The sequence below is a fragment of the Pedobacter sp. BAL39 genome (assembly GCF_000170795.1).
In the GTDB taxonomy this organism is placed as follows: Bacteria; Bacteroidota; Bacteroidia; order Sphingobacteriales; family Sphingobacteriaceae; genus Pedobacter.
On the sequence record NZ_ABCM01000026.1, the window covers coordinates 21,004 to 46,854 of the forward strand.

Here is a 25,851-nt window from a genome sequence, read left to right on the forward strand (position 1 = left end):
TCATCTGTTAAATTTGTGATGTCTTAAAAAAGACAGTTGACAAATTATAAATCTAATAAAATTAAAAGATGAAAAAAGCGATTTCAAAAAGTACTGTCCTACTCATGATGTGTGCATTTGCAAGCTGTGGTGGAAAAAAAGATGCTGTAGCCTATAACAATGAACTGATGACCGTCATCAACAGTGAGGAGCATCACATCAACGAAATGAATGCTGCCATGCAGTCAAAAAAATACGACGAAGCAGAAAAAGTAGCGCTGAAATGGAAAGATGCAGTAAAAGAAGACCAGGAAAAAGTTGAAAAGCTAGGTGATTTTAACGGCGATGACCAACTGCAGAAAGCCGTCCTTGCCGGACTAAGTGGTTATGGCAAAATCGTTTCAGAAGATTATCCCAAGCTGATCAGTATCAGGAAAAACAATACTCAGGACCCCGCCACAGAACAGAAATTACTGGACAACATCAACAGTGCATTTGAAGAAATGGCCAAAGGTGTGAACGTCGCATCGGACAAATTTGAGAAAGATTATGCGAACAAATAAATCGCTAATGAGATCTAACAACATAGCCGGCGATGATTACTCGCCGGCTATGTTGTTTATAAATTGAGCTGTGATGATTTCAGTAAACTAAGCGGTCACCTTCGATAGCAAGTTTACCTCCCTTTTCGTTGAGGTACCACCATTTATCGCCTTCCTTCACCGGCATTGGAAAAAGCTGTACCGGCGACGAGTACCCGTAGAAATCATAAACTCTCACTCCCAGGTCGTCATAACCCAAAGGAACAACCCATTTACCCTCCGCATCAGTGAGCCCGTACTGACGTCCCTTTTTTATCAGCAAGTACTGATCGTCTTTGACCGAGCTGATCTGGTCATATGCAGTTTCCAGAAATACCTTTCCGGTGCTGTCCGCAAGTCCAAATTTCAGTTCGCCATTCTCCGGGTTATAGTTAGACAGGAGAATTTTGCCAGCCAGAAAAAAGTTGTCATAGAATGCATCTTCATAAGAACTCGTCAGTGGAATTACAAAGTTTCCTTTTTTGTTCAGAAAGCCGAGCCTGGAATACCTTCTATAGGTATCGGCGCTATCTTTGGCAACCACAGCTACCCCAAGGCTATCATAATTGGCGGCCTTATCAAATGTGGGCGGTACAACTACCTTGCCCCTTTCATCAATATAGCCGAGCTTATCATCCTGACCGATTATCGCCATACCATTTTTGAAAGGATAGAGTAAAGGCATGTCTGCAGAAGTGGCTATAGGATCATTCCGGAAAGAGAAGTGATATTCCGCGGGAAGCGTTGCAGACGTACGGAAGTTGTAAAGTTTCGCTTTCCCATCAGCAGCAGACACGGCGAGTACCTGCCTGGACCCGATGTAGGCGACAAAGTTATAGGGCAAGACGGTAATCGATTTCTTCACCGCATCATACAAACAGTACTGGTTGCGCTTCCAGTCGCTCAGTAAGAAATTTACGCTGTCTATGGAGGTAATTTCAGCATAATACTTCTCGGTGAGCAGTTTACCATCTTTGAGTGAGCGCAGTTCGATGTGAGGCGACTCGTAATCGCCGGAACGGCAGACCACCGTTTGTCCATCCTGACCAATGAAGTCAAAATAATCACGGTACAATGTCGGGATCACTTCCCGCTGTGTATCCAAATCATAAAGGCCAATTTTTTCATCTCTTCTGATCTGGACACGTTGATCCCCAATTTGAGTTAAAAATGTATAACCCTGATAGCTGGCTGGAAGCAGGATATTTCCATCCAAATCGAAGATGGTTTTTATTCCCTGGCGTTCTCCGACAATCAGGTCGTAGGTTTTGCTCCCGGCATTGTGGTCCAGGCCGATATCATAAAACTGTGGTTCATAATATTTACCGTTGTTTGCGAAGTACAATCCGAAATATGCCTTTTTAGCAATTCTAAAAATTGGGACTGGATCAATTCCCCCTTCATCACTACCGTCGATATAAGTGATTTTTCCGCCCTCCACGGACAGGAGCTCACGAAGGTTGTGGTCTGCCAGAATGGTTTTATTTCCCGATGTCAGCACAAAATACTGGTTGCAGACTTTCACCTGCTGATACGCAGGAGGAATAACGACTTTTCCCTTCAGGTCAACTACCCCCTGAAACTGTCCCTTAGTCACAATCAGGTAATTACCCGGAAAATTCTGATAGGCACCAGCACCCTCAACACTGATCTGGTCATAAATAAAGGGTATTGTTAGCTTCCCGTCCTGGTCGTAAGCACCGAACTTACCTTGCTCGCTATAGATCAACATTCCCTTTGCAATACAACTCTGCTCTTGTACAACAAATTCCTTTTTGCTCACTATATTCACAATTACAGGCACCTTGTTTTTAGAAAACGACTGTATCCAATTGTCGCTGCGCATCTGATGATGCTGATGGTCATACTCAAAAGGGACCTTTACTTTGCCATCAAATCCAACAATACCCCATTTTCCACCTTTGTTTGCATACACATAGTCGGATGTTTTCACACATCCTCCGCAGTAGTCAAATGCTTCATAGGCAGTATTGATAATTATCTTTTTCTTTTTTAAATCATAAATCCCCCATTTGTTGCCTTGTTTAATGTCAAAATAGCGCCCATCAAGGTAATTGATTTCATCAAAAAAGGGAAGCAGCACCCAACCGGGGAGGTACATGCTTTGCTTCCCATCTAACGAGAGCTTCCAATAGCGTTGGTACGTAAAATCTATCTTATCATACTTGCCTGGAAGTATCACTTTTCCATCGGGCGACAACACTCCAATTTTCCCGTCGTTCATGAAGGGAATCACCGTCTGTGGCATTTCATCTTCATTCAAAAGTTCTTTTTGATAATCCTGAATGTCGTATTTGTCTCCCAGTTTTCCTTCAGCATCGGCTACCATATAGTCAAAAGCCTTCGAACCGTTGACATCAATATAATGTTCCTTCCCGTCCACAGAAATACGGGCATAGCCTTGTCTGAAAGGGCTGATCTCCGTACCCTTTAACGGAACATCCTGATTTCCGGGTTTATATTCAGCATTTCCCAGGACAGGCGGGGGAATGATCTGTCCTTTTGATTCAGCAGCAAAAAGCACTGTAAGTACCAATAAACAATTCTTCATCATCTTAATATATTTTTGATTTTCCACGGATCAGGCTCGGCCTTCCTCCTTCATTCATAAATGAGAAGTCATTGCCCTCCTGTACCAGGACTGGCCAGGTACGTTTTATACCGCTATAATTTCTACTGATGTTATCGAACCTGGGCTCGACAACCATCTTTCCATTATTGTCTGTCAGGCCGACCTTATCTTTTAGAGTGACCTCCAATAATTCTGGTGAGAATGTACTGATCGTGTCATATACTGGCTCCAGTATGAGCTTACCTTGACGGTCCAGCACACCATACTTTCCATTTTTTCTGACCATAACCAGATTGGGATGATCATTTATAGCGTCCAGACGATCATATTGAGGTTCAAGCACCACATTTCCTTTGATGTCAATCAATCCATAGCGCACTTTGTCTCCAGTTTCCTTCACTGCCCATGCCAGGTTATCCCAAAATTCACTCACGTATGCAAAGCCAGTAAAGCGAACCTCCTTCCCTTTTTCATCAATAAACAGGTTCCCTTCCTTGATCCGGATTTTGAAAAGTCCACTTTTGAAAGGTTTATCTCCTTTGTTGTGATATTCCGGCATGGTATAACCACTGTAATAACCATTTCTGTTCCAGTCCGCACGTTCGTATACCTTGCGTCCTTTCATATCAAAAATCACGTACTGCGACTCCATTTCTGCCAATAGCAGCTGTTCACTGAGCATTTTCAATTGATAAATATCTTTGGAATAAGGAATCAGAAGTTCTCCATCAATGTCGTAAACAGCTGACTCTTTCGTATAGCTGACCCCTTCCACGTTTCTTCTGACCTCAAAACACCGCTCATTTAGCCAACTGATCTCCACCTCACTCACAGGAATGATAAACTTTTTCTTCTGTACATCATAGAGCCCCAATTGTTTGTCATCATACACTGGAAATATATACGGAGAGGTATTCAAATCCCCATAATTGTAACTGCGATTGATATAAACGTCAGTTTGCAGGCGGTATTTGAGTGGCAATATTTCATTGCCCTGTTTATCGTAAACGGCATATAAGTTCCCCTGGACAGCATGAAAATAAGTTTCTCCCTGTTGGTATAAGGTGCTGATTTCCGAAAATTTCTCCGGTACAATGACCTTAACTCCTTTCCAATCGAAAACCCCTATTTTATGCTCATGATTTTTCACCCAAAGGTAATACGGCAGGGCTTTCATGTTATCCTCGGCAGCTTTTCTGTTGAGGTACTCCTTTGACAGATTGGATACCGGGTTAAAGTCTGCAACCACCGGATTTCCAAAAGCAATCTGACCCGATGAATTTCTGAATTCGATCTCATTATACTGAGGCGACAGCAGCAGCTCCCCATTTTCAGCTATCACGCCCATTCTACCCGCCTTTTCTACAATAGCGCGGCCTCTCACAAAATCATGGATTTTGTCGTACAACGCCGGTGTGATTTCTTTTCCGGTGACATCAATCAGCCCATGCCTTTCTGCCTCCTGAACCTGGAGAAAGTCACTTCCCCCACATGGAATCAATGTTTCATAAACTGCGGGAAGAACGATGGCCCCGGTAGAATCCATCAGGCCTGAGTTTTTACCTTTAAAAAAGTGTGCATACTTTCTGCTTTGAAGGAAAATGTTATCCAGACGGTCATTCACCGGTCTGATCAGCAGCTCTCCATTTTCGTGTGCGATCCCTTTTTTTCCATTCAGATAGATTTCAAGCGTATGCTCAAAAAGATAACTTTTTCCCAGTTCATCATATAAGGGCTGCTGGATAGTTTTACCATCCGAAGCGCGTAGCCATCCCCATTTATCATTTTCCCTAAAGCCAATGACATCCTTGTTTAATACTGATAACTCCTGAAAGCGCGGTTCGGCAATTGTTCTACCATGCTGATCTACCAGCCCATACTTTCCGTCTTTCTTCAGTTGTGCAAATTGATAATTATAGCGGATGCCAGGATACCACTGCCCATCATAATGGGTCATGAGTTTCACTTCATCATAATCAAAACCACCAAGAAGTTTTCCATTGACATCAATCACACCATAAGCCCCATCCTTCACCACTACAACAAGATCCCCGGCGTGATCTTCTACCCCATCAACCAATATTCCGCTGACCGGATGACAAAAATAATTTCGCCCTTCTTTACGCACTTTGACAAAAAGCGCATCGTAACTATCAAAACCAATAGCATCATACATTACAGGTGTCTGCGCTGATGCTGAACCAATCACGAGGACTGAAAACAATAATAAAAACCTTTTCATCACGATTAATTTCTTACTTCAATTGAAATTTTGGTCAATGGAAACTTAAGCTCCTGCGGATTGGAAACAACCGGGGGCATGGATAATTCCCCATCAATAAAAACAGCGGACATTTTATACTTTCCAGCAGGCAGTCCTTCTGGGAAAAATGGCAAATATGGATAGTCACTTACCTCTTCTTCTTCCTCATTATCATTATGATAAATGACAAATTGTGCTTTCTCGGCATCCCATTGTACAGCATTGTCGTCCAGCACAGCCCCAGGCTTGAATGAAGTTTCATGCCCATCGCTTCTGTAAGTATTCTTTTGCTTTTGCGGCTGTAGTTTTAGACTTTCTGTACGGTACAATAGATAAAGTAACTTGCTGCCCTGCTCATCTTCCAGAAGCAGGTATATTTTGCCGTTATACGATTCGAAGACTTTGTCGCTGTAGTTGTTCATTGCGATGCTGAAATAAAAGTGCTCGTCGCCTTTATTCTGAGGATTAATCATCACCATATTCAGTCCCTCTTTCGCCTCCACATGAGTCAGTCCGCTAATGTCCACTTTCAGCTCTGAAACATTGACGAAGTGTTCTGCCTCACCATTATTATTTTTGTATCTAATGCGGAGCCATTCCTTTCCCTCGAGGGCGGTAATTTGAAATTTACTACCCTTCTCAAGGTATGCAGCAGGGGCCGGGCGAAATTTGGGTTGCTCATATAACCTAAGCCGCGGCACCTGTACTTGAAGTAAGGGTACATTCCCTTCTTCAAAGGCTTCCAGTTTTGTACTTTTTATACTGCCATCAAGGTGATACATCCTGGTCTGGTAAAGGTAGATTGACAATTCATCATCATTCAACACCCTCGACTCAGCACTACAGTAGATCTCCCATTGATTCTTAAATGTGAATTTAAGCCATTCCTGCCCATTGATATAACTGTAGAACACGCCTGGCACCTTATCATCTATGATGAGGTTACTGAACTCGTGGTACGGATAAGAAAGCTCCTTGTAGGATAAAGATTCAAGATCAAACAGAAAGATGAGCGCATGGTTGGACCGGTGCTCTTCTGAATTGAGCACGAGATCCATATGTCCGTCATTATCGATGTCGTAAGTTTCAAAAAAGGACAATTTACGTTTCCACTTCTTCAGGAAACTGGTTTTATTGCCAGTCAGCTTTGCTACAATCCCTTTGTCTGTCTCATCAACGGTAACAGAAATAGCAGTGTTCACTTCCAGCGTAGGGAAACGGGATTGTGCACCTGTAGTCAGGCTACCCGCAAACGAAAATAGTAAGAGGCAAGCCCATGTTTTATATGTAGTATAGAATGTCATTGCCCAAAACTACGGACATCAGAGCCAACATAAAATCCCTGAAATCAGCGAGATTTCAATCAAGTAAAATGTATATTTAAGACTTCTACTTTAGCATGTGCGATCAGGTAGTTAGGTCAACAACACCATTCATGAAGTCATTACTATTTTATAGTCTATTGCTGTTCAGCTTTTTTCACCCTACATCATCAAAAGGACAGACCATCGATCCTACAAAACTTAACAGCGCTTTAGCAGCACTTACAAAACCTGATGAGCCCGGATTTTCAGTTGCTATTGTACAAAATTCAAAGGTCAGGTATGCCCAGGCATTCGGCATGTCAGATATCGTTTTGAAAAAGAGAAATACAGTTGGTACACCTTTCAACATCGCATCGATGTCAAAGCAGTTTACCGCTGCATGTATTTACCTATTGGAGCGAGAAGGGAAACTAGCAACTTCCGATAAGCTGAGTAAATATTTTCCTGATCTTCCATCCTACGCAGACAGCATCACCATCACTGATCTGATACACCACCAGAATGGGCTGAGGGATTATATTACGCTATTCTGGTTACGCGATATGACTGAAGATTCGGCTTACGGTCCCAGCAGCACCTATCAGATCCTGGCAAAACAGAAATCCTTGAATTTCAGTCCTGGAACCTCATTTAGTTATACCAACACAGGGTATTATTTCTTGTCAGAGATCGTGAGGAAAGTGAGTGGGCAGGATCTTCAGGTCTATGCCCAACAGAACATTTTCAATCCATTAAAAATGAAACACACCTCTTTCTCGCGGACGCATGCAGTAAAAAATAAGGCCAATGGTTACTATCACAATGGAGAGCAGTTTATCATCCACAATCAACTGGATTCAACGATAGGACAAGGCAATGCTTACAGTATCGTGGCCGATTGGAAATATTGGTTGCAGGAAATGAAAAACCATAAACTGCTTGGAGCGCAGGTATGGCGCAAAATGACCAGCCCAGCGTCGACAATTGACGAAAAACCAACAGGGTACGGCGGGGGATTACTGATCCACGATTTCCAAGGCCGTTCAACCATAGACCACGGTGGCGATCTTAGTGCTTACCATAGTAAGATGACTTATTTCCCCAAAGAAGATCTGGGGATTGTCGTTTTCAGCAACAACAGCGAAATAGGCGGCAGCATGCTCACAGAATCCATTTACAATCAGCTATTTAAAACTAAAGATTCTTCAGCGACTTCTAAGAATGTATCCTTTGTAAAAGACACCATTCGAAACATTACATTGGATACCAGTCGTTATACTGGGTTTTATCGGATCAAAGATAGTGAGGCCTTTACGTTGGAAGTGAAGGTTGCTGAACATAAGTTGACGGTAAACCAGCTTTGGAATGCATCCGAGTACGCCATCGTACCGGATAATGATTCACTGTTCCATATCGATGGAAATAAGGATATCGGCTTTGAGTTCATCCACTTCAAGGACGGAAAATCAGATGAGGTGATCATCCATCAGAACAATCAACATACAGCGGCTAAAAGGATGACCATAATACCTTCCATCGCTACAAATATTGATGCCTATCTGGGCGTGTTTTACAATCCTGAAATCGATGCTGTATATGAAGTAATGAATGACAAAGGAAGCCTTAAACTAAAAATAGCAAAATCAGAATTGCGGCTCAGCAGCACCGGGCAGAAAGACAAATACAACATACCGGAAAACGGCATGCAGGTCACGTTTACAAGATCCGGTGATGACCGTATTGATGGATTGAAACTGAACCATATTCGCGTGAAAGACCTATTGTTTTCAAGGCGGTCGACACGCCAATAAATGCAAACATTCCGCGACACGGGGCCGTTGACAACTACAATTGTGTCGTGCAAACCAATTACCACATCAAAAGAAATCAACAATCAAATTACAATGGCAAGATTTTCTTAAGTTTACTACTTTAAAACTGCAATTCTGTTTGATGTTCGAAACTATAAAGGGGGTACATGCTAGATTGATTGGCAGCAATGCTGATACCACGCTGCAGGCCAGGATATTCCATGAAGTAAGTGTGATTGCTATGGTTGGTCTTCCTCTGGCAATATTAGTCAATCTGATTATAAAAGTGCCCTATGTAAATTTAGCACTCACCGCAACATGGGGGCTGACGATTGCCACGTACATCAACTCCAGGTATTTCGGAAGGTTAAAGCTCAGCTTTATCTTATTTAGTGCGGGCACCAGCATTTTAACAGCGCTCAATTATTTCATCAACTCCGGCATCAATGGCCCTACATTAATCCTTTACCTTCTTTCGCTGGTCTTTACACTAGCAGTAATGCCCATTCGACAATATATATTCTGGATGTTAATTAATCTGGGATTTGTATGCGGACTACTATTTATCGAATATTATGAGATTGGATATGTCGAGATCACCTATGCCAAACGCAGTGACCTGTTCATTGACACCGCAACAACATACATCTCGGTAGTCATATGTATTGGTGCAATATTTTCCTACCTGATCACCAGTTACCAACGGGAAAAGAATAACGCAGTGATGGCTTCTGCAGCCCTAAAGGAGGCAAATGATTCCAAGACCCGGTTGTTATCAATTTTATCTCATGATCTGCGCTCTCCGCTTAATTCCATCGCATTTTTCCTGGAGTCGCTTCACGAGTATGAGGTAACGGCAGAGGAACGCCGCTTCCTGGAAAGCAACCTGCTCAACGAGACAAAAAATACGCAGGTGATGCTCCACAATTTACTGAACTGGACAAAGTCGCAAATGGACGGGGGTACCAGCGTAAATATGGTCAGATTGAACTTAGCAGAGGTCGTAAAGGCCTGCATGCCTGTGCATCAGGCAGCAGCAGACATCAAAAATGTTTCGATTAATGTGAATGTCGATGCATCTATTAAGTTAGATGCCGATTTGGATATGCTCAAGCTGGTCATCCGCAATCTGATCAACAATGCGGTTAAGTTTACGTTGCCGGGTGGGCAAATACGGATCTATAGCTCCTGCGATTCAGGTCATGCCAGATTACATGTGATGGATAATGGAGTTGGCATTTCTAAAATAAAACAAGAAGACCTTTTCAAACTGAATGCAGCATCGACTTATGGCACAAACAATGAAAAAGGTGTTGGACTGGGACTGATCCTATGTAAGGAGTATACAGAAATGCAGAATGGCAGGATTAGCTGTCATAGTACACCCGAAAAAGGAACGACTTTTACTATAGAATTTGAGGAGATAACGACGGAAGAACACCACTTTACGCAAAGCAAGTGACTTTATTTTAAAAATCTTCAAGCACATTACTGAGCATTGACCACAAGTTCGCCATTTTTATAATGTGACTCCTTTATCAATTTTCCATTGATATCGAAGGATTGTTCAAGGCCATGTTTCTCACCATTTTTGTATGTAGAAATGAGTTTCAACTGACCGTTCTCATGATAAAACTTTGAGATTCCTTCTTCATTATCATTGACATAGTATTCGAGCTGACTAATTTGCCCATTTTGATAATATGCTACTTCTTTGCCTGTTCTCTGACTTTTAGCATTAAGAAATCGCTGCAAGCGCAGCTTCCCATTCGGATGATAGACAATAAAACTATCCACCTTAACCCCCATGTTGAAGTTCAGTTTAGTACGGAGTTGGCCGTTGTCGTAGTAGGTAAGCCTTGTCCCATGATGCTTGTTATTCTTAAAATTTTCGTCCGTCCACAGCTTTCCGTTCTTATGGTATGTTTTGTAGTTGCCTTCCTTCTGTTGAGACTTGCCAGTTTGACACGAATTCAATATAAGAATAAGCACGAGGCTAAATGGGATCAGGTAATTGCTAAGGTGTTTCATTTCGACTGTCAATATGCAGAAAAAAGAACAATTAAATAAGGGAACTTTTCTGAAATATCATTTTACATCATCCAGTGTAGTAGCCCACTCATTCATCGCCGTCAGCACTGGGATCAGCGTTTTCCCGACGGCACTAAGCTCATATTCCACTCTCGGAGGTTTTTCGTTATAGCTATGACGAAGGATCAGGCCATCCGCCTCCAGCTCCTTCAGCTGTTGGGTCAGTATCTTTCTTGAAATATCAGGTATCTGCACAGTAAGTCTCCCAAAACGTACATTTCCAGGTTCTATACGGGCCAAAATGATCGGCTTCCACTTTCCACCGATATAACGCATTGTTTTTACAATGGGACAGATTGCCGGACGTTCTTCACTATTTTTCATTAGTTACCTATTTGTTACCACTTATTGCCCTTTAGTTACTTCCATGTTACCACAGATGTCCCCTATAAATAAAAAACACCGTAATTCCTTTAGTTACTTTGCGAAACAAAAGTAAATCAATTTTATCAGGGCTCGGTCAGTGCAAAGCAAATTTTAGGCGTGCAACCGGTCCTGTTGTTAAAGAAGCATAAAAATGGAACAGCACATTCAAGACACAGAATTAAAAGGAAAAATCGCCCTGGTAACGGGCGGAACTAAGGGCATCGGAAAAGCAATTGCAAATAAACTTGCTCAAGCAGGCGCGCAAGTGATCATCACAGCAAGAAACTCCCCGGCTGAAATTAATTCAGGCCATCATTTCATAGCGGCAGATCTGTCAAAAGCGGAAGATGTGAGCAGAGTCGCAAAAGAAGTAGCTGATCAGTTTGGTGGCGTGGACATCCTTATCAATAATATGGGTGCAAATACTTTTCCTGGCGGCGGCTTCGCGACGCTTAGTGATGAAGACTGGGATCAGGCACTGCAGATAAACCTACTGTCATCTGTACGATTAGACAGGGCATTGCTCCCTGAAATGCTGAAGAAAAAAAGGGGGGTAATCATTCATATTTCCTCCACCAGCGGCCAGTTTCCAATCTGGGAGTCAACAATGGCTTACAGCGCCGCCAAGGCTGCATTGAATGCCTACAGCAAGTCGTTGGCCACGGAAGTTTCCAGTCAGGGATTGCGGGTGATTACCGTATCTCCGGGACTCAACAAAACAGAAGCGATGACCACCTTCCTTGAAGATCTGGCAAAAAAAGCCGGAATTACACTGGAGGAGATGACAAATAATCTCTTTGCCAGAGTCGGCGGAGTGCCGATAGGTAGAATGGCTGATCCTGAGGAGACTGCCGAGCTCGTTCGTTTTCTGGTGTCTCCGAAAGCATCTTACATCACAGGCGCAAATTATGCGATTGATGGAGGCAATTTTCCTATTGTATAAAGTGATGACAGCCGGCAGGAATCAGATTCCTGCCGGCTCTAAAAAACCTGACCTCTATCAAAAAGCTAGGACAGTGTGGTGATGTCTAGAAATTCCCCATGGCAAGATCAATTATCTGATGCAAATGGAAAGTTCATCATCAGCAAAATACAAATCTGCGGGTCTGTCGGTTTAAACTCCATGGTTTACTTATTATGGTTGAGGTCAATATCATCCAGCTTGCCAAACTGAGGACAGAACAAAGTTGGACGGGAAATAGACTTGTTTATCACTGCTGTTTATTAGCGCTAATATTAAATCTATCGGGACATTACGACCATATTTTCGCTACAATTTCGTCCACCGGATATTCGAAATAATTGCCGCTGTTATCCTTGTTCCTTTGGAACAGCTTAAGTTCATAAGCCCCGAAGTTTAGGGACAACAATGAGTGGTAATAGTCATCAAGATGGAAGTAAAATTGACTGTGGAAGCTTCCATCCTCATCTGAAGGAGCAGTACACGTCTTTAGGCGAGTGACGATCTCTTTTAATTCTTCCTTGCTGATGTCATCGATTATCAACGGATCGGGTAAACTGATCTTAAAAGCCAGCGGTTCTGCTCCCTCTTCTTCCCACCATTCAGCCAGATTGAATATGGACATGTCTTTACCGGTCAGCAGACTTAACTTAAGCTCTAGCTTTTCATATTCGGAAAAATTCTCATCGCCATTCTGATCACAGAAGTCCGTATACTGTAGAATCGCATCCAGTATGGTCTGATAATGTTGTTCAGCGGTCTTCAGATCTGGTTCAAGGACATCTCTTAGTTGCATTTGCGGTAGTTCTTTAACTTAGGTGCGGTAAATTAAACATCTTTTTATAATCTTCGAGGATATGATCGTGTGATTTTTCGCTTTACTGTATATTTAAATAATCAGGTTGGTTCTCGGTAAATTAAAAAAAAACAGCAACTAACGTGACCTTGGCAACGCGATTTCAAGACGCCTAGTCCCTTGTAAAAAAGACAGTTGGATTATCAAACCAGAAGCTGTATTTTTAATGAAATGAATAAATAATGAAGAGATTTTCACTGGTATTTACATTGATCGCGACCTTCTTCCTTGGCTTCGCTTTCAGTAGAAACATGACTACACCAAACCATAACAATATGAAAAAAGTTACAGGCATCGGCGGAATCTTTTTTAAAAGCAAAGATCCAAAAGCCACCAATCAGTGGTACAAAAAGCACCTTGGATTTGACACGACCCCATACGGTACAAGCTTTGAATGGCTGCAGGCGAATGACAGCACCAAAAAGGGCCTTACTCAGTGGAACCCTTTTGATGAGCACACTACCTATTTTGCTCCCTCAGAAAAGGAGTTTATGATCAATTATACGGTGGACGACCTCGAAGCGCTGGTAGTGGAGCTTAGGAAGGAAAATGTCACCATTCTGGATGAGCTCGAAAACTCTGATTACGGTAAGTTCATCCACATCATCGATCCGGAAGGCAATAAGATTGAGTTGTGGGAACCTAAGGGGTAGAATAACAAATGGAAGACGAATTACCATGAGAAAAATTATCTATGGCATCAACATCAGTTTGGATGGTTGCTGCGACCACGCGAAATTCGGTGGCGGCGATGATATCCAGGACTATTTCCGGAGGCTCCTGGAAAATGTTGATTTAATCATTTACGGGCGTAAAACGTATGAACTTATGATACCTTTCTGGCCTGAGGTCGCTCAAACGCAATCATTGAATGAGTCAGGCAATGCTTTTGCGAAAGTGTTTTCTAATCTCAAACGTATCGTTTTTTCGCGAACCCTAGACAGCGTAGACGATGAACAAACTACCATTATCCGTGATAACTTGAAAGACGAGATTATCAAACTAAAGCAACAGCCCGGCAAAGCAATATCCATTGGTGGCGTGGAATTTCCAGCCCAATTGTAGTTGCCCGTTATTATTTACAGATGATCAACTACTTACCGATACAAAACTTACTAAAAATATTCTCCAGCAAGTCATCCGTAGTAACTTGCCCAGTGATCTCACCAAGATAATGTAGCGCCTGTTTAATATCCATCGCTAAAAAGTCCGAAGTAACCGGATTTTCCAATCCATTGGACACACTTCTCAAAGCATCCTGCGTCCTCTGCAACGCTTCCACATGTCTGATGTTCGTTACCATCGTATGGTTCGCCGAAAGCTGGTCCCCTACCGCAGCATCATACACCAACTGTTTCAATTCTTCCACCTTTTCATTCTCTTTTGCAGATATCGCAATAAAATGAACATCCGAAGGCAAATCGAGCGATTTAAGCACCTCTTCTGAAGAAAGGTCAATCTTATTGGCGACAGCAATGAACGTCAACCCTGGCTTATGTAAACTGGCTATATCATCTTTAATCTGGTCAATCGTCAAATTCACCACATCAAACAAGTACACCAATACTGCCGACTGGTTGATCTTTTGCATGGTTTTCTCTACCCCAATCGCTTCGATTGTATCCGTAGCCTCTCTGATTCCGGCAGTATCAATTAATCTAAAGTTTATGCCATTGATATTCAACAGTTCTTCAATTGTATCTCTTGTCGTACCAGCAATATCGCTCACAATCGCACGGTCCTCATTCAGTAACGCATTCAGCAAGGTAGATTTTCCTGCATTAGGCCTGCCGGCAATCACCGTATTGATTCCTTCCTTGATTACATTGCCCAGTTCAAAAGAGCGGATCAGCTTATTCAACACAACAGTAATCTTGTTAATTAGATCCTGCAGCTGATCTCTATTGGCAAATTCCACATCTTCCTCAGAGAAATCAAGTTCCAGTTCAATCATCGACGCAAAATGTATCAGCTGTTCTCTCAATACATTCAGCTCATTACTGAAACCACCACGCAATTGATTCATCGCCACATTATGTGCAGCCTGTGAATCTGAAGAAATCAGATCCGCAACCGCTTCTGCCTGAGACAAGTCTAAAGAGCCATTTAAGAAAGCCCTTAACGTAAACTCACCGGGTTTAGCCGCGGAAGCACCCTTTCTGATCAATAGAGAAATGATCTGCTGAATGATATAATTGGATCCATGGCAGGAAATCTCCACCACATTCTCCTTAGTATAGGATTTCGGGGCCACAAACAAACTCACCACGACCTCATCAATCACGGTATCGCCATCCTTGATCAAACCAAAATGCAGCGTATGAGAATCTTGCTTTAGCAGGTCCTTGCCACTGAAGATAGCGTTGGTGATGGTAATTGCGTCCTTCCCTGAAAGTCGGATCACTCCTATTGCTCCCGCTCCGGGAGGCGTCGACAAGGCAACTATGGTGTCATTACTGATCATGTAGAGATTGCTGTTTAATGGTAATTTACAAAACTAGGCAAACATTTCATACCTTCCAGTGTTTAGCTATCTAAATACCAGGGAAACGTCCTAAAAAAACAAATAAACTACAATTCTAACATCTTTTATACCTTTCTAATGACAGAAATGCCGCTTACCGTTAAACGATCTCTTGAACTATTAGGCATAGTGCTTATTGGTTTGGTCCTTGTGATCGGCCAGGACATTATCATGCCTATTATCATGGCATTTTTCATCAGTATTGTCCTCCTCCCAGTCTTTCGTTTTTTGAGACGGAAAAAAGTGCCGGAGGCATTGGCCATCATATTACCTATCCTACTGCTGGTCATCTTTGTCGGACTGATTATCTTTTTCTTTTCTTCACAGATTGCTTTACTGGTTGCAGACTTTCCGCAGATCAAAAGCAATGTCAATGTACATTTAAAATCCGTTAGTGCCTGGATTGGAAGAATCAGTGATTTCTCTACTACGAAACAAATCAACTTTATCAATGAGAAAAGCGACGACCTGTTGCGCATGGCCGGAAGTGCAGCCAGTGGTGCCGCAGTAACGTTAAGCTCTATATTTGTCTTTGTCGGACTGCTACCGATCTACATCTACCTGATGCTTTTCTATAAAGATATCCTGCTCAGGTTTATTTTCATGTGGTTCAAACCGGATCACCATCCGAAAGTGAAAGAAGCTATTTATGAAACAGAAGCCATCATCAAAAATTATCTGGTGGGTTTACTGATCCAAGTCACCTACATGACCATCTTATTGGGAGGAATTCTCCTTCTGATCGGTATTAAACATGCCTTGCTCATCGGGGTCATCTTTGCCATCCTTAACCTTATTCCTTACGTTGGCGCCCTGATCGGTAACATCATAGGCGTATTACTTACCCTGACCTCTTCTACGGAACTATGGCCGGTCATCACCGTGCTTGCCGTGATCGCTGGCGTTCAGTTTCTCGACAATAACATCCTGATGCCTAGAATTGTAGGATCAAAAGTAAAAATCAACGCTTTATTTGCGATCCTGGGGGTGATCATCGGTGGAAGTATCGCCGGGGTCTCAGGAATGTTCCTCTCTATGCCGATCATTGCGGTACTGAAGATCATCTTCGACAGGACGGAAATGTTCAAACAATGGGGTGTATTGCTGGGTGATGAAAGACCTGACAAGAGTCCCATGAGGTTTGCCACCTTCCGGAAGAAGGTCGACGTGTCGACTAAACCTGGTGTTGAAAAAACAAAAGAGAAAAATACTGATTAAGGATCAAGTGCATAGAGCAAGAAAAAAAGAGGATGGATCAACAACATCCTCTTTTTCATTTTCCCGTCATTATATCGATTCCTGAAAATGCCGATTCCTGAAAAGCTATACATTTTCGCATTTTATTCGCTAATTGTTCGGGTTTTGTTCGCTATTCACAAGGGGTTGACAAGGTACTCACAAGGTATTCAGATATCCCGTGTAAGGTATAGGGATATACAAAAACTATAAAAAAGCCTGCTAAATATACCTAAAACAGCGAGGTATACCTTATCAACCTCCACAAAAAAAAGAGGATGTTCATTACTTTTCGTAATGAGACATCCTCTCCATGTATATAGTAATGATGCAAAAAAAGCATCAAATCGCTTTAAAATAAACTGATACTTGGGGGTCTTTACATGCGTTCCGGAACTTCAATTCCCAAAATCCTCATTCCCGATTTGATCACATGTGCCGTTACCCAGCTCAGGTTCAGCCTGTAATGTTGCAATTGAGCATCTTCTTCTTTGATAATCGGCGGCACCTCATGATAGAACTTGTTGAACAGCTTTGCCACCTCGTAAACATAATTGGCCAATGTCGCCGGACTGAATGCTGCAGCGGCGGCAGTAATTTCCGCAGGGAATTTATCCAGCAAAATGATCATGTCCAGCTCAGTTTCTGTCAAGGCAAAATGACGATCAAAACCCTGAATGCCGACGGTATGCCCAGCTTTAGTTAGCAAAGACTTGATACGCGCATGTGTATATTGAATAAAGGGCCCGGTATTTCCCTGGAAATCTATAGACTCTGAGGGATCAAACAACAAGCGTTTTTTAGGTTCCACCTTCAGCAGAAAGTACTTTAAAGCACCCATGCCAATGTTGTAATAAAGTGTCGACTTCTCCTCTTCCGAGAAATGATCTACCTTACCCAAGGCCTCGGTTTTCTCTTTCGCTGTAGCTACCATCTCCGCAATCAGGTCATCCGCATCCACTACGGTTCCCTCACGCGACTTCATTTTGCCACTTGGCAGATCCACCATTCCATAAGACAGATGGTATAACCCTTTCGCCCAGCTCTTGCCCAGCTTATCCAGGATCAGGAACAACACTTTAAAGTGGTAATCCTGCTCATTACCTACCACGTAGATCGACTCATCCATATTGAAATCGTCGTATTTCATTTGAGCAGTCCCAAGATCCTGTGTGATGTAAACAGAAGTACCATCAGCACGCAATACCAGCTTCTGATCCAGTCCATCCTCGGTCAGGTCTATCCAAACTGATCCATCAGGTTTCTTAAAGAAAACACCTTTGGCCAGTCCTTCTTCCACAGAATCCTTACCTAAAAGGTAAGTATTGCTCTCATAGTAATACTTATCGAAATCGACACCCAGGTTTTTGTACGTCACCTCGAAACCGTCATACACCCAGCCATTCATCATCTTCCAAAGATCAATCACTGCCGTATCGCCGGTCTCCCATGCCAATAACATCGCCTGTGCTGCTTTAATCAGCGGTGCATTTTTTTTAGCCTCTTCTTCCGTCTGACCATCTGCTTTTAAAGCATCAATCTCTTTTTTGTATTCTTTATCAAAGATCACATAGTATTTGCCCACCAGGTGATCCCCCTTCAATCCGGAGCTTGCAGGTGTTTCCCCATTGCCCCAGTTTTGCCAGGCCAGCATAGATTTACAAATATGAATCCCCCTGTCGTTGACCAGGTTCACTTTAAACACCTCTGAACCACTCGCCTTCAGTAACTCTGCAACAGAATAGCCCAACAGGTTGTTTCTGACGTGGCCCAGGTGCAAAGGTTTGTTGGTATTTGGAGAAGAATATTCCACCATTACTTTTCTTCCGTTAGAAGGGAAAGTGCCGTAATGTGGACTTAATAATTTCGTATTGAAAAGGTTAAGCCAGTACTCATGATCAATGCTCAGATTGAGAAATCCTTTGACAACATTGAAGGCCGTAACCTCCTTTACATTTTCCAAAAGATAAGCGCCAAGATCATTTCCTGTCTGCTCCGGCGACTTCTTAGAGAAGCGCACAATTGGAAAAACAACTATGGTCACCTGACCCTCAAATTCTTTACGTGTATCCTGTATATTGAGTAAGCCTTCAGCAACATCTTCATTATAAAGCTGCTTGATGCCTTTAACTGCTTCGCTAATAATAAAATTCATGGCCAAAAATAACCAAATAAGCAATAATGAGCGAATAATATATTCTAAAAAAATATAGATAGATTTGTCTCAGCACAAACTTATTATGAACGAGCAAAACAAAGAATTTAAAGTAAGTGTAACTACCGAAATTGGAAGGTTACGTAAACTGCTGATCCATAGCCCTGATAGCGGACTTGGCAAAGTAGTACCATCAAAAGCACAAGACTGGTTGTTTGAAGACATCGTTCATCTTGACACCATTCGCAAAGAGGAATACGACCATTACCTCAAACTACTCATGTACTTCCTGGATCCTGAAAAGATCAAGGGAAAACTGGCCGACATTGATTCTGAAGCTGCAGACCGCGGTTTCTTTAAACCTGACCACCCTGATTTCCACAGCTCACTGGAGGTCATTGAAATACAAAATCTACTGGCAGACATCCTGCAGGATGCTTCCATCAAAAAGAAACTTACCGCAGCTGTATGTGCCATCGAAGGATGCACCTACAAACTACAGCTGCAGATGATCGAAACGGATGCAAAAGAGCTGGCCAAGATCTTCATCTCCGGTAGCATGACCGACGACCTGATGATCTTCGCACCCATCCCCAACCTGATCTTTACACGTGATGTAGGCATCACCATCAACAACCACATCCTCCTGAATAAACCCGCAAAAAAAGCACGTAGTCGCGAGACATTGCTCATGCGCTATATTTTCTTTAACCACCCGATATTCAGTGCTTACACGGGCAACATCCTGGAAATACCGGATGCAGCACAGCACTTCCTTCGTCCAGGCGAAGAGGAAGAACACCGCACGACCCTCGAAGGCGGCGATGTCATGATGGTCAGTAAAAGCCATGTCCTGATTGGTGTGAGCGAGCGGACTTCCCCTTATGGTGCAAATGAAGCCATTAAGCTGCTGTTCGACAACAATGTGGTCGACAAGGTAACCGTAATCAGAATCCCCAACAAACGGGATTTCATGCACATTGATACGGTATTTACTCAAGTGAAACGCAATGTATGGACAATTCTGAGCTCAATCTCCAAAAACCAGATCCATTATCCTGATGAGCCGATCAACTTCCTCGTTGCTCCGGATACCAAAGACCTCACCGAGATCATCCAGTTCCAGAAAGGTGTTCAGGGCCCGATCAATTTCCCAAGCATCGAAGCATTGCTGGACGACATCAGCAGAAACGAACTGGGTAGCGCAGAAAAGACCGAGTTCATCTATAGTGGTAATGGCGCCTTCCCTTATGATGCACGTGAACAATGGACGGACTCCTGTAACCTGCTCGTCATCAAAGAAGGTGTGGTTCTGGGCTACGACAGGAACGATAAAACCGTGGAGGCTTTTAAAAGCAATGGCTTCAGCATCGTAAAAGTCAAAGACCTGATCAACGACCTCGAAAGTGGAGAAGTGACTACCGACAGCATCAGTGACACATTAATCCTCATGCCTTCTGCTGAGTTGTCAAGAGCCAGAGGTGGCTTCCACTGCATGAGCTTACCGTTATTGAGAGACGAATTGTAACCCCAGAATCAGCTTAACAGAATGCAAACTACCAATCATATATTAATGATCCGGCCAGTGGACTTTAAATTCAATGCCCAAACGGCAGGCAACAACAAGTTCCAGCAGGCTTCGGCACAAAATGACGTCCAGGATCAGGCTTTGAAAGAATTTGATGACTTTGTAACGGTACTCCGCGACAATGGTATTGATGTTACCGTGATCAATGACACCCTGGATCCTGAAACTCCGGACTCCATCTTCCCGAATAACTGGGTCTCCTTCCATGAAAACGGCGACATTTTCCTCTACCCTATGTTTTCGGAAAACCGCAGACAGGAACGTAGGGATGACATCCTGGAACAACTGGGCAAAAGATTCAACATTGAGCGCATCAATGATCTCTCCGGATATGAATTAGAAGAAATTTATCTGGAAGGTACAGGTAGCATGGTGCTAGACAGGAAAAATAAGATCTGCTACGCCTGTTTATCATTGAGAACGGATGAACAGGTATTGAACGATTGGTGTGAAAAAGCAGGTTATCAGCCAGTAAGCTTCATTGCCAACGATGCTGAAGGTTTTCCCATCTACCATACCAATGTAATGATGTGTATTGCCGACAAGTATGCGGTGATCTGCCTGGACACCATTACCAATCCTGAGGAGCAAAAAAAAGTCATTCAGAGCCTCGAAAATACCAGCAAAGAGATCATTACGATCGATCTGGACCAGATGAACCATTTTGCAGGTAATATGCTGCAGGTTAAAAACAAAAATGGCCTGAGTCTGTTGGTCATGTCGGAACAAGCTTACTTATCCTTGTCGCAGGACCAGGTAAACAGGCTTGAACAATATAATAAACTGGTTTACTCACCATTAAATACCATAGAGACAAATGGTGGAGGAAGCGCGAGATGCATGCTTGCGGAGATCCACCTGGCAGAAAAATAAATTCTACCTGTGCGTGACAGTATTTTATATTATCACGGCTATTTCTCGATTTAAAATCACATTTTTGCAAAAATTTATATTGACCATAAATGCAGAGTTACTCCGAATTCCTTGATCTAAGTGTTGGCTTTCCCCAGGAAGGCTACAGCGTTATAGATGACGAATTGTATTTTCAAGATCTCAACCTCATGGAAATGATTGAAACCTACGGCACACCGTTGCGTTTCACCTATCTTCCAATGATTAGCAAAAAGATCCAGCAGGCGAAACTTTTGTTTCAGACCGCCATCATCAAGAATAATTACCGCGGAGATTATAAGTATTGTTATTGTACTAAAAGTTCTCACTTCCGCCACATCGTGGAAGAAGCTTTAAAGAACGGCATTCACCTCGAAACTTCATCTGCATTTGACATGCCGATGATTGAAGCCCTGGAGAAAAAAGGTGCACTTACAAAGGACATCACCGTAATCTGCAATGGTTTTAAAACGTATCAGTACAAACAGTACATCATTGATATGCTGCATGATGGTTATAAAAACATCATTCCTGTACTCGATAACAAAGAGGAGTTTAACCTTTTTGATGATGAAGTGGAAATGGATACGCCTTGTAATTTAGGCATCCGTATCGCTGCTGAGGAACAACCGGATTCTCAATTCTATACCTCACGCTTAGGTGTCCGTATGGAAGATGTGATCGACTTCTACAACAACAAGATTTCTGCAAACCCTAATTTCAGGGTTAAACTGCTGCACTTCTTCATCAATTCAGGGATCACGGACTCTCCGTACTACTGGAACGAGCTGGAGAAATATGTAACGTTATATTGCAAGTTCAAAAAGATCAACCCTGAGCTGGATACCTTAGATATCGGTGGCGGTATGCCATTCAAGGATTCGCTGGTATTCGACTTTGATTACGAGTATATGGTCAATGAGATCGTCAAAAGGATCAAAGAAATCTGCGCTGAGCACGATGTGGTCGAACCGGATATCATTACTGAATTTGGAAAATATACTGTTGCTGAAGCTTCTGGTATTCTTTACAAGGTATTGGGCCGTAAGCAACAGAACGACAGGGAGAAATGGCTCATGCTGGATGGTTCTTTCATCACCAACCTTCCTGATGTATGGGCATTGAACCAGAAATACATCCTCCTTCCGATCAACAACTGGGATGCAGAATATGAACGCGTCAACTTAGGAGGGATCACCTGCGATGGTCAGGATTATTACAACCAGGAAGCACACATGAACAGTGTGTTCATGCCGAAAACACGTAAGGTACAATACCTCGGTTTTTTTAACACCGGTGCTTACCAGGAGGTATTAAGTGGCTACGGTGGGATTCATCACTGCCTGCTACCTAGTCCGAAACATGTAATCATTCGCCGCAACCGGGATGAAACTTTCAACTTTGAGGTATTCGGTGAAGAGCAAAACAGTAAACAAGTATTGAAGATTCTGGGTTATACCTAGCAGCCTGTTCTCTACAGATATAAAAAAGCAGTCCGGTTTGGACTGCTTTTCTTTTGTTAGAAATTATGACCTCCATAACCATATCGGTATAAAGGCGTAAAAAAATAGAGGCACCTCTTTCGAAGCACCCCTATCACCTTAAATCAAACCTATTACGAAAACTTATTTTTTCAGGCGCTGGGTCCAGCGTCCTTCAGCTCATCCTCTGATTAAGAAACTTTAATTTCTTTTGTGGACGACTGAGATTCATCTTTTTTGCCGATGCTGATGTTCAGGATACCATTCACATACTCAGCAGTAATTTTATCTGCATCTACACTCTCAGGCAATACAAAAGACCTCGCAAATGAGAAGTAATCAAACTCTCTCCTGGTATAATCTTTCTTATCTTCTGTGGCTACTTCTTTTTTCTCCGCCCAAACAGAAAGTGTATCTTTCTTCACGTTGATTTGAAAATCTTCCTTACTCAATCCCGGAGCTGCAACTTCGATCTTATAATCGGTAGCACTTTCCAAAATATTCACACCCGGAACTTTGTTTACGGTCAGATTTTTATTGATCGCTTCGCTAAACAAAGAGTCAAATACGTTGTTAAAATAAGGTGCAGTGTTTCTTGTTCTGTTGTTAAATTTTACTAGTGTCATTGCTTATTTCTCCTATTGTTATTTTAAAGTTTTAATGATTTTATTTTTTTAATTTCTATACAACAGCCTAATCAACACTCATACCAACCGAATAATTTATGATTTTCAAGACATTTTGGCACTCAAAACAAAAACAACAAGACAAAAAGACAGCTTCATCCGGAGATTTAGGCAGTTTTAAGTATAAAACGGTTATAGAGACCAGGTTTGCTGATTTCGATATGATGGGTCACGTGAATAATGCGACCTACTTTACATTTATGGAGATTGCCAGAGAAAAATACTGGAAACTGGCCATCGACTGGGATTGGAAGAAGACAGGAGTTGTGATTGCCAAAGCGGAAATCAGCTACATCTTACCGGTACTGCCCGGAGAACAAATCAACATGTATGTGCGGACTTCAAGAATAGGAAAAACAAGTTTTGACCTGGAATACCTGCTTGTAAAAATGCAATTGGGAAAGGAAGTTGTTTGCAGCAAAGGATCGACCGTATGTGTAGCTTACGATTACCAGAGCAAATCGCCAACGAATATCCCGGAAAGGGAAAGAAACAAAATGCAGGTATTTGAACAGCTGGAAGAAACGCCAGTGATCTAAAAGCCCGTCTACAAACAGGTATCGCTTAAACCGCTGCAACACGATGTATGATCAGGCATTAAAAATGGAGTGCCTTCGTCACTCCATTCAAATCTAATAAGATATTAAAATATTTTTCCAGGATTCAGGATTCCCTGAGGATCAAAAGCCTGCTTAATGCTCCGCATCAGGTTCAGATGAACCTCACTATATTTAATCGGCATGAATTCTTTTTGCACCAGCCCAATGCCGTGTTCACCGGAAATGGTACCCCCCAATGCACTGGTCAGCTCAAAAATCTCCTTGATACCGTCCTTCAGCTTATTTTTCCAGTCCTCATCACTCATCCCCGCTTTTATAATGTTGACATGGAGGTTACCGTCGCCGGCATGGCCATAACAAACACTCTCAAAACCATATCTGCCGCCAATCTCCTTGATTCCGTTGATCAGCTTGGGAAGCGCAGCTCTCGGCACCACCGTATCTTCTTCTTTGTATACCGAATTGGACTTTACAGATTCCGCCATGGTTCTTCTCATGCGCCAAAGCTCCTCCTTCTGCTGCGCCGTATCCGCAAACAAAACTTCCGTACAGCCTTGAGCCTCCAGTACAGCATTAACACGTTCGCAATCCTTAAAAATCACATCCAGATCATCACCATCAAACTCAATCATCAAAAATGCATTTACACCATCTTTGAGATCAAACTTAATGTCATCAAAGCGGATCACCCACTCCACCCCCCTTCGCTCCATGAATTCCAGGGCAGATGGTGTAACACCCGCACGGAAAATTGCCGACACCGCTGCACAGGCACTTTCATTTTCCGCAAAGGAGCCCAACATTAGTACGCTATGTTGAGATTTAGGAACAAGCTTGGTGACAATTTTAGTAACGACACCAAGGGTTCCCTCGGAGCCGATCATCAGTTGCGTCAGGTTATATCCTGATGCATATTTTAAGGTATTTGCACCTGTCCAGATGACCTCACCGGTCGGCAATACCACCTCCAGGTTCAGGATATACTCCCTAATGGTACCATATTTCACCACCCTCGGTCCGCCGGAACCGTGAGCTACATTCCCGCCAATAAAACAGGAACCTTTGCTGGATGGATCTACAGGATACAGCAGACCATGCGCAGCAACGGCATTTATAAATTCCTCAGTGATCACACCGGGCTCTACAGTCGCCTGCAGATTCTCTGTATCAATGGATAAAATTGCTTTGAATTTTTCCATGGACAGCAACACACCACCAAATACCGGCAAGGCGCCTCCACTGAGGCCGGTACCTCCTCCTCTTGGTGTAAGCGGCACCATTGCCTCATTACAAAGCTTCAGCAAACCGGAAATCTCCTGTGCATTTTTAGGCTTGACGACCACCTCAGGATTGTACTTCAGGTCTTCTGTCTCATCATGGTTATAATTGATCAATGTTTCTTCATCAGTAAACACGGCGTCCGCGCCAACAATCGCTTTTATCTTCTCTAAAAAGATGGGGGTAATCTTCTGGTACTGCATCATGGTCTTATTTCGATTAATCAGCCTTGTAACTCAATTGAACTAAGGAATGTCCGATCTCTCCCGGCATCGGCGGGTTCATCTTTCTGATACCTGCCTCTCCCCTGAGGATAAAAGGATAATTTTCAATTACCCGGTCCAGAATATTCCTTACCACCGTTTCCAGCATCTTCTGAGTATTGGCCATCTCCTCAAGAATGATCGTGTTCAACACCTCATAGTTTACGGTATGGTCGAGGTTCTCCGTATCCCCCTGATGTACAAAAGTAACGGTTACATCAACCATAAAATAAATTCCTGTCAGCTGTTCCTCAGGATAATATCCGTGGAGGGCGAAACATTTCACATCTTTTAGGGCGACGGTTTGGATATAGCTTTTTACAGGCTTCATCTTACAAAATTAAATTTTTGAACCGTTATAACCAGCCCTTCCCCTAAATTATT

The 25,851-nt window shown here is 42.7% G+C and carries 22 protein-coding genes; 11 read left to right on the plus strand and 11 right to left on the minus strand.

Annotated features, from left to right (window positions below; all coding sequences use genetic code 11):
- Window positions 1-68: 68 nt before the first annotated feature.
- Window positions 69-542 carry a hypothetical protein gene (locus PBAL39_RS22565; RefSeq protein WP_008246013.1) on the plus strand — a complete coding sequence of 158 codons (474 nt, stop codon included), beginning with the start codon at window positions 69-71 and terminating at the stop codon, window positions 540-542.
- Window positions 543-621: 79 nt separating this feature from the next.
- On the opposite strand, the gene PBAL39_RS22570 is transcribed toward PBAL39_RS22565, so the two are convergent.
- From PBAL39_RS22570 to PBAL39_RS22580, 3 genes are read right to left on the minus strand one after another with little or no spacing between them, the layout of a single operon-like run.
- Window positions 622-3,135: a WG repeat-containing protein gene (locus tag PBAL39_RS22570; RefSeq protein ID WP_157274177.1), complete on the minus strand. Its 2,514-nt coding sequence runs from the start codon at window positions 3,133-3,135 to the stop codon at window positions 622-624.
- Window position 3,136: 1 nt separating this feature from the next.
- Entirely contained in the window at window positions 3,137-5,395 is a 2,259-nt protein-coding gene (locus tag PBAL39_RS22575; RefSeq protein ID WP_008246021.1) for a WG repeat-containing protein, read from the minus strand.
- A 5-nt stretch (window positions 5,396-5,400) separates the two neighbouring features.
- Window positions 5,401-6,720, minus strand: coding sequence for a hypothetical protein (locus tag PBAL39_RS22580; RefSeq protein ID WP_008246023.1), 1,320 nt, complete (start codon window positions 6,718-6,720; stop codon window positions 5,401-5,403).
- A 131-nt stretch (window positions 6,721-6,851) separates the two neighbouring features.
- Between PBAL39_RS22580 and PBAL39_RS22585 the strand changes: the two genes are divergently transcribed.
- Together PBAL39_RS22585 and PBAL39_RS22590 are read left to right on the plus strand one after the other, a co-directional pair.
- On the plus strand, window positions 6,852-8,531 hold the full coding sequence (locus PBAL39_RS22585; protein ID WP_157274178.1) for a serine hydrolase: 1,680 nt from the start codon (window positions 6,852-6,854) through the stop codon (window positions 8,529-8,531).
- Window positions 8,532-8,673: 142 nt separating this feature from the next.
- Window positions 8,674-9,993 carry a sensor histidine kinase KdpD gene (locus tag PBAL39_RS22590; protein ID WP_008246028.1) on the plus strand — a complete coding sequence of 440 codons (1,320 nt, stop codon included), beginning with the start codon at window positions 8,674-8,676 and terminating at the stop codon, window positions 9,991-9,993.
- Window positions 9,994-10,019: 26 nt separating this feature from the next.
- Here PBAL39_RS22590 and PBAL39_RS22595 read toward each other — a convergent pair whose 3' ends face one another.
- Both PBAL39_RS22595 and PBAL39_RS22600 read right to left on the minus strand, forming a co-directional pair.
- On the minus strand, window positions 10,020-10,562 hold the full coding sequence (locus PBAL39_RS22595) for a toxin-antitoxin system YwqK family antitoxin (protein ID WP_008246030.1): 543 nt from the start codon (window positions 10,560-10,562) through the stop codon (window positions 10,020-10,022).
- 57 nt (window positions 10,563-10,619) lie between these two features.
- Entirely contained in the window at window positions 10,620-10,946 is a 327-nt protein-coding gene (locus PBAL39_RS22600; RefSeq protein WP_008246031.1) for a helix-turn-helix domain-containing protein, read from the minus strand.
- 193 nt (window positions 10,947-11,139) lie between these two features.
- Here PBAL39_RS22600 and PBAL39_RS22605 point away from each other — a divergent pair, with 193 nt between their 5' ends.
- A complete protein-coding gene (locus PBAL39_RS22605; RefSeq protein ID WP_008246033.1) occupies window positions 11,140-11,931 on the plus strand; it encodes an SDR family oxidoreductase in 792 nt (263 codons plus the stop codon).
- Between the two features lie 310 nt (window positions 11,932-12,241).
- Here the strand turns inward: PBAL39_RS22605 and PBAL39_RS22610 are convergent, their stop codons facing one another.
- Window positions 12,242-12,745, minus strand: coding sequence for a hypothetical protein (locus PBAL39_RS22610; RefSeq protein WP_008246043.1), 504 nt, complete (start codon window positions 12,743-12,745; stop codon window positions 12,242-12,244).
- Between the two features lie 242 nt (window positions 12,746-12,987).
- On the opposite strand from PBAL39_RS22610, the gene PBAL39_RS22615 reads away from it, so the two are divergent.
- Together PBAL39_RS22615 and PBAL39_RS22620 are read left to right on the plus strand one after the other, a co-directional pair.
- The gene (locus PBAL39_RS22615; RefSeq protein ID WP_008246050.1) at window positions 12,988-13,458 is read left to right on the plus strand and encodes a VOC family protein; all 471 of its coding nucleotides are present in this window, start codon (window positions 12,988-12,990) and stop codon (window positions 13,456-13,458) included.
- A gap of 25 nt (window positions 13,459-13,483) precedes the next feature.
- Window positions 13,484-13,870 (plus strand): dihydrofolate reductase family protein, encoded by a 387-nt coding sequence (locus PBAL39_RS22620; protein ID WP_008246052.1) that lies wholly within the window; start codon window positions 13,484-13,486, stop codon window positions 13,868-13,870.
- A gap of 28 nt (window positions 13,871-13,898) precedes the next feature.
- Here PBAL39_RS22620 and mnmE read toward each other — a convergent pair whose 3' ends face one another.
- Window positions 13,899-15,269, minus strand: coding sequence for a tRNA uridine-5-carboxymethylaminomethyl(34) synthesis GTPase MnmE (gene mnmE / locus PBAL39_RS22625; protein WP_008246053.1), 1,371 nt, complete (start codon window positions 15,267-15,269; stop codon window positions 13,899-13,901).
- A 138-nt stretch (window positions 15,270-15,407) separates the two neighbouring features.
- Here mnmE and PBAL39_RS22630 point away from each other — a divergent pair, with 138 nt between their 5' ends.
- Window positions 15,408-16,547, plus strand: a complete 1,140-nt coding sequence (locus tag PBAL39_RS22630) for an AI-2E family transporter (protein WP_008246056.1) — start codon at window positions 15,408-15,410, stop codon at window positions 16,545-16,547.
- A gap of 397 nt (window positions 16,548-16,944) precedes the next feature.
- Here PBAL39_RS22630 and argS read toward each other — a convergent pair whose 3' ends face one another.
- Window positions 16,945-18,720, minus strand: a complete 1,776-nt coding sequence (argS, locus tag PBAL39_RS22635; RefSeq protein ID WP_008246059.1) for an arginine--tRNA ligase — start codon at window positions 18,718-18,720, stop codon at window positions 16,945-16,947.
- An 85-nt stretch (window positions 18,721-18,805) separates the two neighbouring features.
- Between argS and PBAL39_RS22640 the strand changes: the two genes are divergently transcribed.
- The 3 genes from PBAL39_RS22640 (at window position 18,806) to PBAL39_RS22650 (ending at window position 22,662) form a co-directional block, all read left to right on the plus strand.
- The gene (locus tag PBAL39_RS22640; RefSeq protein ID WP_008246060.1) at window positions 18,806-20,248 is read left to right on the plus strand and encodes an arginine deiminase family protein; all 1,443 of its coding nucleotides are present in this window, start codon (window positions 18,806-18,808) and stop codon (window positions 20,246-20,248) included.
- Between the two features lie 21 nt (window positions 20,249-20,269).
- Window positions 20,270-21,181 (plus strand): citrulline utilization hydrolase CtlX, encoded by a 912-nt coding sequence (ctlX, locus tag PBAL39_RS22645; protein ID WP_039867496.1) that lies wholly within the window; start codon window positions 20,270-20,272, stop codon window positions 21,179-21,181.
- 89 nt (window positions 21,182-21,270) lie between these two features.
- Window positions 21,271-22,662 carry an arginine decarboxylase gene (locus tag PBAL39_RS22650; protein WP_008246064.1) on the plus strand — a complete coding sequence of 464 codons (1,392 nt, stop codon included), beginning with the start codon at window positions 21,271-21,273 and terminating at the stop codon, window positions 22,660-22,662.
- Window positions 22,663-22,871: 209 nt separating this feature from the next.
- Here the strand turns inward: PBAL39_RS22650 and PBAL39_RS22655 are convergent, their stop codons facing one another.
- A complete protein-coding gene (locus tag PBAL39_RS22655; RefSeq protein WP_008246065.1) occupies window positions 22,872-23,306 on the minus strand; it encodes an Hsp20/alpha crystallin family protein in 435 nt (144 codons plus the stop codon).
- 98 nt (window positions 23,307-23,404) lie between these two features.
- Between PBAL39_RS22655 and PBAL39_RS22660 the strand changes: the two genes are divergently transcribed.
- Window positions 23,405-23,905 carry a thioesterase family protein gene (locus tag PBAL39_RS22660; RefSeq protein ID WP_008246068.1) on the plus strand — a complete coding sequence of 167 codons (501 nt, stop codon included), beginning with the start codon at window positions 23,405-23,407 and terminating at the stop codon, window positions 23,903-23,905.
- A 104-nt stretch (window positions 23,906-24,009) separates the two neighbouring features.
- On the opposite strand, the gene PBAL39_RS22665 is transcribed toward PBAL39_RS22660, so the two are convergent.
- Both PBAL39_RS22665 and PBAL39_RS22670 read right to left on the minus strand, forming a co-directional pair.
- Complete coding sequence (locus PBAL39_RS22665) at window positions 24,010-25,410, minus strand: FAD-binding oxidoreductase (RefSeq protein WP_008246070.1); 1,401 nt, start codon at window positions 25,408-25,410, stop codon at window positions 24,010-24,012.
- Window positions 25,411-25,423: 13 nt separating this feature from the next.
- Entirely contained in the window at window positions 25,424-25,798 is a 375-nt protein-coding gene (locus PBAL39_RS22670) for a dihydroneopterin aldolase (RefSeq protein WP_008246071.1), read from the minus strand.
- Between the last annotated feature and the right edge of the window lie 53 nt (window positions 25,799-25,851).